This window comes from Microbacterium sp. MMO-56, assembly GCF_037146215.1.
In the GTDB taxonomy this organism is placed as follows: Bacteria; Actinomycetota; Actinomycetes; order Actinomycetales; family Microbacteriaceae; genus Microbacterium.
Window position 1 is genome coordinate 1 of sequence record NZ_JBBCVW010000005.1, and the last position, 14,533, is coordinate 14,533.

The 14,533-nt window shown below is 67.5% G+C and carries 12 protein-coding genes and 1 tRNA gene; 11 read left to right on the top strand and 2 right to left on the bottom strand.

Annotated features, from left to right (window positions below; genetic code table 11):
• The first annotated feature begins 24 nt into the window (after positions 1–24).
• The 6 genes from WFI00_RS05960 (at position 25) to WFI00_RS05985 (ending at position 7,443) form a co-directional block, all read left to right on the top strand.
• Positions 25–110 (top strand) — tRNA-OTHER (locus tag WFI00_RS05960).
• 586 nt (positions 111–696) lie between these two features.
• Complete coding sequence (locus tag WFI00_RS05965) at positions 697–3,480, top strand: DUF5979 domain-containing protein (protein WP_336642278.1); 2,784 nt, start codon at positions 697–699, stop codon at positions 3,478–3,480.
• 140 nt (positions 3,481–3,620) lie between these two features.
• Complete coding sequence (locus tag WFI00_RS05970) at positions 3,621–5,081, top strand: SpaH/EbpB family LPXTG-anchored major pilin (RefSeq protein WP_336631418.1); 1,461 nt, start codon at positions 3,621–3,623, stop codon at positions 5,079–5,081.
• Between the two features lie 157 nt (positions 5,082–5,238).
• Positions 5,239–6,138: a class C sortase gene (locus WFI00_RS05975; protein ID WP_336631419.1), complete on the top strand. Its 900-nt coding sequence runs from the start codon at positions 5,239–5,241 to the stop codon at positions 6,136–6,138.
• A gap of 540 nt (positions 6,139–6,678) precedes the next feature.
• Positions 6,679–7,161 (top strand): hypothetical protein, encoded by a 483-nt coding sequence (locus WFI00_RS05980; protein WP_336631420.1) that lies wholly within the window; start codon positions 6,679–6,681, stop codon positions 7,159–7,161.
• Between the two features lie 81 nt (positions 7,162–7,242).
• Complete coding sequence (locus WFI00_RS05985; protein ID WP_336631421.1) at positions 7,243–7,443, top strand: hypothetical protein; 201 nt, start codon at positions 7,243–7,245, stop codon at positions 7,441–7,443.
• Between the two features lie 48 nt (positions 7,444–7,491).
• Here WFI00_RS05985 and WFI00_RS05990 read toward each other — a convergent pair whose 3' ends face one another.
• A complete protein-coding gene (locus WFI00_RS05990) occupies positions 7,492–7,983 on the bottom strand; it encodes a hypothetical protein (protein ID WP_336631422.1) in 492 nt (163 codons plus the stop codon).
• Between the two features lie 84 nt (positions 7,984–8,067).
• Here WFI00_RS05990 and WFI00_RS05995 point away from each other — a divergent pair, with 84 nt between their 5' ends.
• A complete protein-coding gene (locus tag WFI00_RS05995; protein ID WP_336631423.1) occupies positions 8,068–8,217 on the top strand; it encodes a hypothetical protein in 150 nt (49 codons plus the stop codon).
• Between the two features lie 75 nt (positions 8,218–8,292).
• Here WFI00_RS05995 and WFI00_RS06000 read toward each other — a convergent pair whose 3' ends face one another.
• Positions 8,293–8,910: a TetR/AcrR family transcriptional regulator gene (locus WFI00_RS06000; protein WP_336631424.1), complete on the bottom strand. Its 618-nt coding sequence runs from the start codon at positions 8,908–8,910 to the stop codon at positions 8,293–8,295.
• A gap of 54 nt (positions 8,911–8,964) precedes the next feature.
• On the opposite strand from WFI00_RS06000, the gene WFI00_RS06005 reads away from it, so the two are divergent.
• The 4 genes from WFI00_RS06005 to WFI00_RS06020 all read left to right on the top strand — a co-directional run bounded on the left by WFI00_RS06005 (position 8,965) and on the right by WFI00_RS06020 (position 14,483).
• A complete protein-coding gene (locus WFI00_RS06005) occupies positions 8,965–9,768 on the top strand; it encodes an SDR family NAD(P)-dependent oxidoreductase (RefSeq protein WP_336631425.1) in 804 nt (267 codons plus the stop codon).
• A 131-nt stretch (positions 9,769–9,899) separates the two neighbouring features.
• Positions 9,900–11,627, top strand: a complete 1,728-nt coding sequence (locus WFI00_RS06010; RefSeq protein ID WP_336631426.1) for an ABC transporter ATP-binding protein — start codon at positions 9,900–9,902, stop codon at positions 11,625–11,627.
• 31 nt (positions 11,628–11,658) lie between these two features.
• On the top strand, positions 11,659–13,683 hold the full coding sequence (locus WFI00_RS06015) for an ABC transporter ATP-binding protein (RefSeq protein ID WP_336631427.1): 2,025 nt from the start codon (positions 11,659–11,661) through the stop codon (positions 13,681–13,683).
• Positions 13,680–14,483: a sulfite exporter TauE/SafE family protein gene (locus WFI00_RS06020; RefSeq protein ID WP_336631428.1), complete on the top strand. Its 804-nt coding sequence runs from the start codon at positions 13,680–13,682 to the stop codon at positions 14,481–14,483. The genes WFI00_RS06015 and WFI00_RS06020 overlap by 4 nt, the downstream gene beginning before the upstream one ends.
• Positions 14,484–14,533 lie beyond the last annotated feature (50 nt).

A 14,533-nucleotide genomic window follows, 5' to 3' on the forward strand; every position in this document is an offset into this window, starting at 1 on the left:
ACTGCGGCCCGAAAGCGCAGATCAAGCGGGATAAATGGAAGGCAAAGGAATGCACTGGAAGACACCGGCTGAGAATCGTGAGGTCGCGGGTTCAAGCCCCGCTCCCGCTACCGAACTAGTTTTACTCGAACAAATGACCTTGAGATAAAGGTCGAGGCGTTCGGAAGAGGAAGCGTCGGAGATCTCTCCGGCGCTTTTCTTGTTGGTGGCGGTGTGGAGGGCGGCGTCGCGGATGGCTGCGACTAGGGGCTGGAGCTCGTGGGTGACCTGGAGGAGGTGTCCGTCGTCGTCGACCCAGATGTGACCGAACTTCGTGCTTCGTGATCTGCAGTTCGCGAAGGCGGGAGTGGAGCTGGGGACTGCTGCACGAGGAGGTGACTGGCACCACGCCCGTGGGGCGGGTCAACCCGTCACCGATCCGTTTTTCACGGCGACCCGGCTGTGTTCGCTATCACATGGTCGGGCTACGTTCGGAAGTGGTCGAGTCGATGGCCGGGGGGCTGCGCTCGACTGAACGGGCTGGGGTGTCCGTTGCCATCGGGTGAGGTGGGAGCTCGCTCGACGATGTGACAGGTTGTGGGGATCATGAGCGACGCTCGTGACATTTTCGGACTTGTTCCGACCGGGGAAAGCCGACGCGGTCGGCGGCGTCTGTGGCCAGTGGTGCTGCGAAAATTGTCCTTTACGGCTGGCCTCGTGACTGTGCTGACGCTCACCATCGCTTTGTCATGGAACGCGCCGGTCGCACTTGCGGCGGAAGCGTCGCCATCACCGAGTGCCACGGGTGTGAGCGAAGTCCCCGTGAACGCGACTGGCCCCACAACGGGGGAGCCCCCGCAAGACCCGCTCTCGCCTGAGGCGCCGACTTCGAGTGAGTCATCTAGCCAGGCTTCGCAGCCCTCGTCGATCGAGGATCCCCTTGCTCCGCAGCAGCCCACGCTGAGCGCGCCCCGCGACGCAGCTGTGCCCCGGGCCGCCGGGAACCCGTTGCTCTGCCAGGCCGACACGCTGTATTCCGTCTCGGCGGGGGGCGCCGTGCGGCAGATCTCGGGGTCGGCTGTCACGACGGTGGGCAGCTGGACGGGGGTCTCCGACGTCAACGGGCTGGCTGTGGGGGCGAACGGCGATGTCGCCTACGCGTATGACCGGGCCGGCCGTGTGGGCCAGAACGTTGCATCCATCCTGCGCTACACGCCGGCAACGAAATCCTGGGTCTCGCTGCCGAACACAGCATCCACCACCAACAACTCTCGGTCCCTGATAGCAGGTGCCGTCAACCTCGTGACGGGCCACTTCTTGTTCGGCGGATACCACGACATGGGCTCGCGCCTCGTGTTCCGGCTCTACGACTTCGATCCGACTACCAACGCAACGATGTTCGTCGGCTACATCGACACCGGCTTGAGCAGCAGCACGACCACCGCCAACGGAGACATGGCCTTCGACTCAGCGGGCAATCTCTACGTCGTGCGCTCGGGGACCTCGGTCAACATCTACTCAGTGACAGCGGCGACCCTCGCCAACGCGCTCGCGAGCCCCGGCAACCAGATCAATCGCTCCGCGTCTGCATCCTTCACGTTGACGGGCTTCGGCACGGTCAACGGGCTCGCGTTCAACGGCGACGGCACCGTGTTCTTGGGCAGCTCGGACACCGTCCGCAAGTACGACCCGACGACATGGACGTATGTGTCCACGTCGACGACCACCTTGTCCAGCAGCACCGACCTGGCCAGCTGCAGTTCTCCGGCGAACGTGACGGTGCTCAAGAACGTCGTGGGCCGGGCCGCATCGAGCGACCAGTTCACGATGACGCTCAAGAACGGTCCGACCACGGTCGCCACCGCCACGACGAGCGGCACCTCGAACGGCATTCAGGCCCAGCAGATCGGCCCCGTCCCGGTTCCATCCGGGACCGCCCTCACGATGACGGAGACGGCCGCATCCGGGTCGCTCAGCGCGTATTCGACGAGTTGGAGTTGCACCAACGGCGCGAGTGGCATGGGGTCGACGCTGTCTGTGACCAGCCCCGGCTCGGGTCAATCGCTGAGCTGTACCTTCACCAACTCGCCCCTTGTGGGAGCGCTGAGGATCGCGAAGGTGGTCTCTGGGGGAGGGGTCGCGTCCACGACGCCTTTCGTCGTCTCGTACAACTGCGGCCCCGATTTCACCGGCGCGGTGGATGTCACCACGGCCCAACCCGTCACAGTAGCGGGCATCCCCAACGGCCGTTCGTGCACGGTCTCAGAGGACACGACCCAACTGACCCAGAGCAAGCTGATCGACGCGTCCTACTCTTGGGCGGCGGCCAGCTCGGGAGTGCTCTCTCCGGCCGGAGCGCAGACGATCGTGACCGACACGACGAAATCGTTCACCGTCACCAACACCACCACCCGCAAGTATGGGTCGATCACGGTCACCAAGGCGCTGGCGGGCGGCGTCACGGCCGCCGACCTCATCGGCAACGCGACTTTCACAGGCGCGTGGAGCTGTCAATACCCGACGGGCACCGTTGTGGCGGGGGGAGGCTGGACGGTAGCCGGGGTCGGCGTGGCCACCCTCACCGCGACCACCGGAAGCCTCGCGACGATTCCGCTGACCGCCGCGTGCGCGGTCTCCGAGAACACGCCGTCCAATGCGCTGTTCCGCGACTCGTCGTGGTCGTGGGCCTCCGGCGTCGCCTCGCCTGCGCAGGCGACGGTCGCGGCAGGTGCGCCGGCAGCGTTCACAGTCACCAACACCGCGCAACGCGGGTCGCTGACCCTCGTGAAGAACGTCGACAACACCAACGGCGGCGGCGCTGTCTCCTCCGACTGGAACCAGAAGCTCACCGCGAAGCGCGGTACCGCGACCTACACGTTTGACACGGGGGAGCAGAAGTACCTCCCGGCTGGGGAGTACTCCCTCGAAGAGATCAACCAGATCGCGGGCTACCAGCTCACAGGGATCATCTGCGGCGGCGACGCGGCCGCGGTGACGAAGGTCGTCGTCCCCGTCACCGGCAACGTGACTTGTACGTTCACCAATGTGAGCCGGCCGGGCGCTGTCACCTGGACCAAGACAGATCCTGAGGGCGCTTCGTTGGGCGGATCGGTATGGACTCTGACCGGCCCCGGCAGCACCGGCCCGACCGTTGAGGTCGTCGATTGCGTGCAGGCGCCGTGCACCGGCCCCGATGCGGACCCCGCCGTGGGGACGTTCTCCGTGGTGAGCCTGACATGGGGCACCTACACGCTCGTGGAGAAGACGGCGCCGATCGGCTACCTCATCGACCCGACCTCGCATGGCTTCACGATCGACGGCACGAACGCGGGCACGGTCGTCACGATCGGTGCGTTCGTCAACACACCGGTGGTCCCACCGACGCTGCCGCTGACGGGCGGGGTCGGCCGAGATGCCTACATTTTCGGCGGGTTCGCGATCATGGCCATCGCCGCCGCGATCTTCGGCGTCCGACGACTGCGACGAACCCGCCGCCTCTGACATCTGTTGTCTTGGGTGCTTCCGACGCATCCAGCGACCACGTCATTGACCCCCGGAGCGCGCGGCCCCGCTCGCTCCTCGACCAGCAGTAGGGGCGCAGGCGGATTGCACGCGCTTCGATCACAAAGAAAGGCAGAAGGATGACGAACAACACGGGCCCGTTGCGGCGGGTTGCGATGGCGGCGGGGGTGTTCGCGTTGGCGCTGGCGGGCCTGAGCGGCCTCGGCGGTGCGGCGAATGCGGCCGGATTCCCGGTCGTCCCTGATCAGCCGGGCACCCTGACGGTCCACAAGTACGCGGGTGATCCGACGGGCCAGCCCAACGACGGCTCGGCACAGAGCGTGAACCTACCGGCCTTGCAGGGCGTGGAGTTCACGATCTGGCAGCTCGGGACCTCGAACGGTGCCACCTGCTCTCCGGTCGACTTGATGACGCCTGCCGGCTGGGCGGACGTCACGACCGCGTCCGCCGCTTTCGATTCGGCGACGGGGGATGTTCCGGCCGGGTTCTGCGAGATCAGCACCGCCGGTACCACGCAGGCGACCGACGAGAACGGTGCGACGGCGTTCTCGGGTCTGAAGGGCCTCTACCTGGTGAAGGAGACCGGGTCGGGAGGCAACCTCATCAAGACGCCTGCTGCTCCGTTCCTCGTCACCGTCCCTTTCCCGGTACAGAGCAGCGACGGTCAGACTGCGAGCTGGAACTTCGACGTACACGTGTACCCGAAGAACACGCTGAACCAGTTCGTACCGCAGAAGACGGTTGCCGGTTCCAACGAGGACGGTGTCGTCGTGCCCGGCGCAGTCGTGCCGTGGACGATCACCGTCCCGGTTCCGCAGTCCCCTCTCGCGTACCAGTCGCTGGTGATCACCGACAACCCCGCCGCAGGGATGACGTTCACCGCGTGGGACGCGATCTCTGTCAACGGCACCGCACTCGCGGCCGGGGACTACACCGTCAGCGGCGCCACGGTGACACTCACCGCGAGTGGCCTCGACAAGGTCAACGAGCTTGCCACGGCGGGCGCCGTTACCGTCACGGCAGCACTCACGACGACTGTCGACGGTTCGGCGGTCGGTTTGATCAAGAACGAGGCTGACGTCACCCTCAACGGCACGACGACGCCTGTGAACCCTCCGACCACCAACTGGGGCACGCTCCGCGTGCTCAAGCAGGATGCGTCCGCCAAGACGACCCTGGCCGGTGCCGCATTCGCGGTCTATGAGGCCGTGGGCGCCGACTGCACCCAGCTGCCCACTACCGCGGTGGCGACGGGCGAGACCGGTGCCGACGGCACGTTCTCGCAGGCGCTGTGGATCAGCAACACCAACGCCGGCATCGAGCCCGGCACGAAGAACTACTGCCTCGTTGAGACCCAGGCCCCCAACGGCTACGTCCTCGACAGCGCACCTCGTCTCGTGACGATCAGCGCGAACGGCACCGCCGTCACGGAGTACACCTTCCCCAACACGAAGGTCCAGGGCCCGCAGCTTCCGCTGACGGGCGCAGACGGGACCGTGTGGTTCACGGTCGGTGGTCTGGCGCTGATCGTGATCGCCGCGGGCGCGTTGCTGACGCTACGCCGTCGCGCCCAGCGCTGATCGATCCGAAGGGGGCGGGGATTGTGCATCCTCGCCCCCTTCGTTGACGTCGAACGGCACGGACCAGAAAGAAGAGATTATGACCGTCACCGCTGATCCACGGTCACCGCGCACGCCATCGACACGCGCGGACGCACGACGTGCGCGGCGGTGGCGAATGCCCTGGGGGTCGGCGGGAGCGGCTCTGCTCCTCCTCGCCGGATTCGGTGTTCTCGGCTACCCCGAGATCTCGAGCTGGTACTCCCAGTACCAGCAGTCGACCCTGATCACCGAGGTGACCGGCAGTCAGGCCCTCGAGGGAAGCGCCGAACTCGATGCGCAACTCGTCGCAGCCGCACGCTACAACGATCTCCTCGTCGGCGGCGCACTGGTCTCGCCCGGCAGCAGGCTGCCGACGGTCGCCGGCGATCCCGGAGCACACGCGCAGTACGAATCACTGCTCAACGCCAACCATGACGGTGTCATGGGACGCCTGCGGGTATCCTCGATCAACGTCGACCTGCCGATCTACCACGGGACCAGTGACGACACGCTCGCGCGAGGCGTCGGGCATCTCGAGGGCACCTCTCTCCCCGTGGGCGGACCCTCACAGCGCACCGTGTTGACCGCGCATCGGGGCCTACCGGAAGCGACACTGTTCGATCATCTCGACCTGGTAAGGGTAGGAGACCTGATCACCATCGAGATCTTCGGCGACGTGCTCACCTACCGCGTGTTCGAGACCCAGACTGTCCTTCCAGAGGAATCGCAAAAGGTGATGCCTGTTCCGGGCAAGGACCTCGTCACTCTCGTCACGTGTACACCCCTCGGCGTCAACTCCCATCGCATCCTCGTGACGGCCGAGCGGGTCACACCCACGCCTCCGGACATCGTCGCTCAGGCCGGAGCGAGGCCGGACCTGCCAGGGTTCCCCTGGTGGGCCGCGATCGCCGGTGTTCTGCTCATCAGCGCCGTCCTCTACGTATGGCGCAGCGGGCGGGTGTCGGCTCGTCGTAGCTGCAGATCCCGCACGGCGGCCAGCACGTCCAAGCGGCGCGGGCAGTCGACGCAGAGTTGAGTCGATCGTCCACGCGCAGGGCAACTCTGTCAGAGCGGTTACTTCTACCGTCCGGAGCGTGGGGCGCTGGGACACCCCACGCTCGTGGGCCGTCGGGTGAAGGGGATGCCGACGTGGTCCGTGGCGAGGGTTCCGGCCGCTCGCCACTCGGGTGACCCTCGCAAGAAATGCTGAGGTCACAACCAAGAGAACCGCGCCACCGCGAACTATTACGCCGACTCGAGAAGAATCGCGTCGACGAACACATCTGCCCCTGCCCAGGCCTTCGAACTCTGCCGCGACGGCGCCACCCCGACGCCGCAGACGGTCTGGGTGGTTGCCCCAGAATGGGACGTGCGGGCCCGACTGTGCGGGCCGCTTCCGCCGGTCGTGGTGTTCCCGGTGGACCCGCACGCCGTAGTCTGGCCACGACGGTTGCGTGGGGCGGAGCTAGGAGACTTCTGCACGCGCGCCGCGGACGCTCTCTCGGGCTCCCCGCACCATCGACCGATTCCCCTGAACTGAGATGGGCACTCTCCGAATGTGCCCGGTGAGCGATACGTGATCAATTCCGGATTCGGCGGCTTCGCCGCCATGACAGGGGGCGCATTCTTGCTGGCCATCTGTGTGAGCCTGGTGGTCACGGCGAGGTCATCCGCCGCCTGGTTTCGACTCGTGATGGAGGCGAGTCACATTCCGATGCCTCGAAGCCGCGCGACGGCGATCAAGAACACGACGACGGCGGGCATGCAGATGCAAGGTGCGCTCGGGTCGATCATTGCGAGCATCGTCGCCTACAACCTCGTGTCGCTGAGCATACGGGTGTGCCCGTTCCGTCCCGAGCTCGTCGGTTGGATCATCGTGTTCGCAGTGCTCGCGGGAAGTTCTGCTGTCGTCGCGGTCGTCTTCCTGATCGCGGGGCTCAGCGAGGGGCTGGGCGCATCGGCGACGGTGCGGTCTCGCCGCCGAACGATCGGTTCGTGGGTGCTGACCGCATTCGTGGTCACGTTCGCGGTCGGCAGCGTACTGGCAAGCCTGAGGTGACGGGAAGGCTCCTGTCTACACGCTCGGCAGAGCGCGGCGGGCCGCTGGATGCCTCGGCGGCGCGCTGAGAGGATGGGTCGCATGCAGAGAACGAGCGGTCGCCGGAGAGCTGCGATCGTGTTCCTGGGGCTGGGGGTGGTCTACGGCCTGGTGGTGAGCGTGCTCATCCTCACCGGCGTGGTGGGCCCCGGCCTCTGGCTCACGGTTGCGGGGATGTTCTTCGTCGCCGTGTCGCAAGGGCTGATTCTCCGATCGCTGAACCGAGAGGAACGGCGAGACTGACGTCGTCGGAACGGGAACCACGCGATCGCACTCAGCTGCAGGCACCGCTCATCGCAGGCCGTCTTCGCAATCGCTTCCTTGTCGTGCTTCCCACCACAGCTCGTACTCCGGGCCGTCGCCGGCATCGACCGTCCACGGAGGGAATCTGACGAAACGCTCCATCGCGAGGGCCCACGACGCCTCCGCGCGTGTCGACTGCGGATCGTCCGCGGGCAGGTCATCCTGGGTCGTCCAGGTTTCGGCGTGGTGATTCTTCGCCCACTCGTAGACGAGCCGACCCGTCTCGGACCAGTCCCGTCCGTTCATGTCCTGAGCGATGTCGGCGGGCATCGGCAGACGCTTCGGAGTGCGGTAGTCGTAGGTGCACGAGTAGGTCCGTCCGTCGTCTCCCACGTAGCTCAGCGCGATCGTCACGTTCGTCGTGAGGGAGCTCCTCTGGCCGAGGGCGATCGCCGCGACCAGGACACCCAGGCCGACCGCCGCGGTGGCGATCAGCCACCGACGACGCCGCGGGGGAGATAACCGGGAATCGCTGGACATCGGGGCCCATCGTAGCGACGCGGCTTCCGTCGGCGCTCCGCCCAGGACCGGAGCCGCCCGGAGCCCGTCGTTAGGGTTGATGCCATGCCCGACATCCTCACCTACCTGTTCGTGAGCGCCGTGTCGCTCTTGGTGCTGTTCTTCCTCATTCGGGCCGCGGTGCTCTCCGCGCTGAACGCCCACGCCGATCGCGAACGCGAGATCGCCGTTCCTCGGGTGGGCGACCCCGAGTAGCGCCGGCACGCACCGGTCACCGGGACTCGCCCGGACGGGGCGGGCGACGCGGCCGGTCTCCGAGTGGAGTTCGGGTCAGTGGGGCTCCGCCGTCGTCTCCGCATTCCCCGGTGGCATGCGGACCGCCGCGACGGCGCGATCGTAGAGGTCTCCCAGATCGTCGCGGCCATCGGAATCGAGCCAGGCTCTCGACGCCGCATCCAGGCAGGTCAGCGCGGCCGCCACGATCGCGTTCGCCTGGAGTTCCCGGTCGGGGCTCGTGGGGAGTCTCGCCGCGATGAGCGGGACCAGCAGTTCCTGCCATCGCAGCCGCTTCTCCAGGTGGCGTGCGCGGAGAGACGGCGTGCCGAACAGCATGCGCCCCACCGCGAGGGTCCTCGTCGAGTCCACTGCGGAGGTCTCGGCCGCGTCGCCGAACGCGGTGCGGAGCGCGGTCCACGGATCCTCCTCGATCGGCCGGCGGCCGAGCGCGGCAGCGATGGCCTCACCGCGTGCGATGAGGTCGCCGAGAACGACATCCTCTTTGGTCCCGAAGTAGCGGAAGAAGGATCGACGCGACACCCCGACGCGGTCCAGGATCTGGTCGATGCTCGTCGCCTCGAATCCCTGTCGAAGGAACAGATCGAGCGCGGTCGCGGTGATCTCCGCGCGGATCGCCGCGCGCTGTCTGTCCCACGCCGTGTCGGTGCGCATGACATCGATCATACATACTTGGCACTGAGGCGCAGATCGCCTATTGTGCCAGGTATGACGTTTTCCTACGCATCCCAGACGGTCCTGCTCACCGGCGCGAGTTCCGGAATCGGCGCTCGGTTCGCCCGTGAGCTGGCTGCGCGCGGCTCGTCGCTCGTGCTGGTCGCGCGCCGCCGTGACCGACTCGACGATCTCGCCGACGCCCTCCGCCACGACCACGGCGTCGCCGTCACGGTCGTGCCGGCGGATCTGACATCCCCGACCGTCGCCTCCGAGATCAAGGCCGCGACGGATGCGGCGGGAGTGCGAGTGACGAGCTTGATCAACAACGCCGGATTCGGCACGTTCGGAGCCTTCGTCGAGGAGGACCCCGACCGTCTGGAGGCGGAGATCTCCGTCGACGTGAGCGCGCCCGTCCGGCTCACCTCGACGTTCCTCCCCGACCTGCTGTCCGCGGGCGACGGGATGCTGGTCAACGTCGCGAGCATGGCCGCCTACACACCGACACCCCGGATGGCTGTGTACGGTGCCGCGAAGGCCTTCGTGCTCAGCTTCACCGAGGCGCTCTGGGCGGAGCTGAAGGGTACGGGCCTGACCGTGTTCGCGCTCTCCCCGGGCGCGACCAGCACCGAGTTCAACTCCGTCGTCGGCACGGAGGACGCCACGGCGGGAGCGCGACCGCGGACCGCGGCGGATGTGGTCTCGACAGCCCTGTCGCATCTGGAGAGCACATCGCCGAACCCCAGCGTGATCGATGGGAGGACCAACCGCGTGGCCGCGGCCGGGCTCCGGCTGATGAGCCGGCGTCGCGTCGCGATGGCGATGGACCGGCTCACCGATCCGGCGCGCCGGCGGTGACGCCGCCTCGCGATGCGAGGCAGAGCTGAACGTCCGGATCTCTGCGCGTGCCGTGGACCCGGGCCGTCTGTCGATGTCCGGGCCCGGCGATACCATGGGGCGTCCCCATCCCGCAGCAACGGAGATCGCGCATGCTCGGTAAGCTCCTGGTCCGGTACCTCTGGACCTACAAGTGGTGGCTGCTGGGCGTGCTCGTCTTCCAGTTCGCCTCCGCGATGGCCTCGCTCTATCTGCCGCGTCTGAACGCCGACATCATCGACCAGGGCGTCGCGACCGGCGATACCGGCTACATCTGGTCGCGGGGCGTGTTCATGCTCGCGATCGCCCTGGGGCAGATCGTCGCCTCCGTGATTGCCACCTACTTCGCCGCACGTGCGGCGATGAGCGCCGGCCGTGACATGAGGCGCGACGTGTACGAGAAGGTGAGCGGGTTCTCCGAGCGCGAGGTCTCCTCCTTCGGGGCGGGCACCCTGATCACCCGCAACACGAACGACGTCCAGCAGGTGCAGATGCTCGCCATGATGGGCGCGACGATGCTGGTGACCGCACCGCTGCTGGCGATCGGCGGCATCATCATGGCTCTGCAGCAGGACGTGGGCCTCAGCTGGCTGATCGGGGTCGCCGTCCCCGTGCTGCTGATCGTCGCGGGCGTCATCATCAGCCGCATGGTGCCCCTGTTCCGCTCGTACCAGACGAAGCTCGACGCCGTGAACCGCATCATGCGCGAACAGCTGACGGGTGTGCGCGTCGTCCGTGCGTTCGTCCGCGAGCGGATCGAGGAGGAGCGGTTCCGCGGCGCGAACACCGACATCCTCGTCGTCGGTCGCAAGGTCGGGTCGCTCTTCGTCCTGATGTTCCCGCTGGCCATGCTCGTCCTCAACGTCACCGTCGTCGGTGTCATCTGGTTCGGGGGCATCCAGGTCGATGCCGGCCACGTCCAGATCGGAACCCTGTTCGCCTTCATGCAGTACGTCGGTCAGATCCTGATGGGCGTTCTCATGGCGACCTTCATGACGATCATGATCCCGCGCGCCGCGGTCTCCGCCGATCGGATCGGCGAGGTGCTGGGATCGACGGACGCCCTCACCCGGCCGGCGAACCCCGTGTCCGACTTCCCGACTCCGGGAGCCGTCGAGTTCGACGACGTGACGTTCAGCTACCCGGGCGCGGACGCCGCGGTCCTGCAGGGCATCTCGTTCCGCGCCGAGCCCGGCGAGACCGTCGCGATCGTCGGGTCGACCGGATCGGGCAAGACGACCCTCGTCTCGCTGATCCCCCGTCTGTTCGACGTGACCGGCGGCGTGGTCCGCGTCGGCGGCGTCGACGTGCGCGACGCCGACCTCGATCTCATGTGGCAGGGGATCGGATACGTCCCCCAGAAGGCCTTCCTGTTCACCGGCACCGTGGCCTCGAACCTCAGGTTCGGGCGCGAGGACGCGACCGACGACGAGCTGTGGGACGCGCTCGAGATCGCGCAGGGCCGCGATTTCGTCGCCGAGATGGAGGGCGGCCTCGAGGCGCGCATCGCTCAGGGCGGCACGAACGTGTCGGGCGGGCAGCGGCAGCGCCTGTCGATCGCACGCGCGATCGCCCACCGGCCGACGGTTCTCGTGTTCGACGACTCCTTCTCCGCGCTCGACGTCGCGACGGACGCCCGTCTGCGCCAGGCGCTGTGGCGACAGCTCCCCGAGGTCACGAAGATCGTGGTCGCCCAGCGCATCTCGACCATCACGGACGCGGATCGGATCATCGTGCTCGACGACGGCCGGATGGTCGGGTCCGGAACCCACGAGGATCTGCTCGCCTCCAACGAGACCTACCGAGAGATCGTCGAATCGCAGCTCGGAGTCGACGCGTGAACGCCCGTCGTCGCACAGAGGAGACTGACGCATGAGCGCGCCCAACACCGCCGAGCTCTCCGAGGAGGAGCGCTACGAGCTCGAGATGGCCGAGCAGGCGCGCCTGAACTCCGGCGACTGGGACTCGGTCGCCCCGGGCAAGGCCAGCAACTTCCGCGCGAGCTTCTTCCGCATGATCGGGCTGCTCGGACCGTACAAGTGGGCGTTCGCCCTCGTGTCGCTGCTCGGCGCCGTCGGCGTCGTCCTCGCTGTCATCGCCCCGAAGGTCCTCGGTGAGGCGACGAACATCATCTTCGAGGGGGTCGTGTCGGCCTCTTTGGCGGGGCAGTTCCCCGCCGGGACCTCTCAGGCGGACGTCGTCGCCGCGCTGCAGAGCGCCGGGCAGGCCGACATCGCGAACATCGTCTCCGCGATGCACGGTTTCCAGGTCGGGGCGGGCGTCGACTTCGATCGCCTGCGCGGCGTCGTCGTCGCGGTGATGGCCATCTACATCGCCTCCGCCGTGCTGACCTGGCTGCAGGGCTACGTCATCAACGTGATCATGGTGCGCACGATGTGGCGCCTGCGCGAGCAGGTCGAGGCGAAGATCAACCGCCTTCCGCTGTCATACTTCGACCGCGTGCAACGCGGCGAGCTGATCTCGCGCGTCACGAACGACATCGACAACATCACCCAGACGATGCAGCAGTCCCTGTCGACCGCGGTCACCAACGTCCTCACCGTCGTCGGCGTCCTCGTGATGATGTTCTCCATCTCGTGGCAGCTCGCGATCGTCGCCCTGATCGCGCTGCCGCTCATGGCCGTCGTCTTCGGCGTGATCGGACCCAAGTCGCAGAAGGCGTTCGCGACGCAGTGGCGCAAGGTCGGACGCCTCAACGCCCGCGTCGAGGAGTCGTTCTCCGGTCACGCGCTCGTGCGCGTCTACGGGCGCGAGGAGGACTCGCGCGAGAAGTTCCAGGCGGAGAACGAGGAGCTCTACCAGGCCGCGTTCATGGCGCAGTTCCTGTCGGGTCTGATGATGCCCGCGATGATGTTCATCGGCTCGCTCAGCTACGTGGGCATCGCCGTGCTCGGCGGGCTGATGGTGGCGTCGGGGCAGCTGCGTCTCGGCGACGTGCAGGCGTTCATCCAGTACTCGCAGCAGTTCACCCAGCCCCTCTCCGAACTCGGCGGGATGGCCGCCGTCGTCCAGTCCGGCACGGCCTCCGCCGAGCGGGTGTTCGACCTGCTCGACGAAGACGAGCAGGAGCCGGATGCCGCCGACGCCCCCGCACTGCGCGACGGACGCGGTGTCATCGAGTTCGAGCACGTGGCATTCGGATACGCGCCCGACAAGCCGCTCATCCGCGACCTCTCCTTCCGGGTCGAACCCGGTCAGACGGTCGCGATCGTGGGTCCGACGGGCGCCGGCAAGACGACGCTTGTGAACCTGCTGATGCGCTTCTACGAGCTCGACGGCGGACGCATCCTGCTCGACGGGCAGGACATCGCCGAGCTCACCCGCGACGACGTGCGCTCGCGCACCGGCATGGTGCTCCAGGATCCGTGGCTGTTCGCCGGGACGATCCGAGACAACATCCGCTACGGCAACGAGACGGCCTCCGACGAGCAGATCATGGAGGCAGCCGTCGCCACCCGGGTCGACCGCTTCGTGCACTCGCTGCCGGACGGCTACGACACGGTCCTGGATGAGGATGCGGCGAACGTCTCCGCGGGGGAGAAGCAGCTCATCACGATCGCGCGGGCATTCGTCGCGTCGCCGAGCGTGCTCATCCTCGACGAGGCGACGAGCTCGGTCGACACCCGCACCGAGCTGCTCCTGCAGCACGCGATGGCGGCGCTGCGCGAGGGGCGCACGTCCTTCGTCATCGCCCACAGACTGTCGACGATCCGCGATGCCGACCTCATCCTGGTCATGGAGCACGGCGACATCGTCGAGAAGGGCACCCACGAGGAGCTCATCGCCGCCGAGGGAGCCTACTGGCGCCTGTACCGCTCGCAGTTCGAGCAGGCGGCGACCTCCGACGACGTGATCTCGGAGGCACCGGGCGCATGAGTACAGAGATCGTTCCGGGGCGCCCGCGCGGTGCGCGCTTCGTCCTCTCCTGTGTGGGCATCGGTCTCGCGGCCGGTCTTCTGTCGGGCCTGTTCGGCGTCGGCGGCGGCACCGTCATCGTGCCGATGCTGGTGTTCCTGCTGGGCTTCGATCAGCGCCGGGCGGCGGGGACGTCGCTCGCCGCGATCGTCCCGACGGCGATGGTGGGCGTCATCTCCTATGCCGTGCACGGCTCCGTCGCGTGGATCCCCGCGATCATCCTGGCCGTCTTCGCCGTCGCCGGTGCGCAGATCGGCACCTGGCTGCTGGCGCGCCTGCCGCAGAACGCGCTGCGCTGGGGATTCGTGGCGTTCCTCGCCTTCGTGATCGTGATGCTGTTCATCGTCATCCCCTCGCGCGACGGTGAGTGGGTCCTGACCGGCTGGGCCGTCGCGGGCCTCGCCGTCCTGGGGCTCATCACGGGCATCCTCTCCGGCCTGCTGGGCGTCGGAGGCGGCGTCGTCGTCGTTCCCGCGCTGATCATCCTCTTCGGCACGAGCGACCTCGTCGCCAAGGGGACGTCCCTGCTGATGATGATCCCGACGGCGATCTCGGGAACCGTGGGCAACGTGCGGCGGGGCAACGCCGATCTCGTCGCGGCCGCGTGCGTCGGCGCCGCCGCGTGCACGACGACCGCGCTCGGGGCGTGGTTCTCCACCCTTCTCGACCCGCTCGTCGCGAACATCCTGTTCGCCGCGTTCCTCGCCTTCATCGCGACGCAGATGGCGCTGAAGGCGATCCGAGCACGCCGCGCGCGCTGAGGCGATTTCGCACGCCGTGCGGCCGCGGCGGGGTCGAGGGCCCCGGGTAG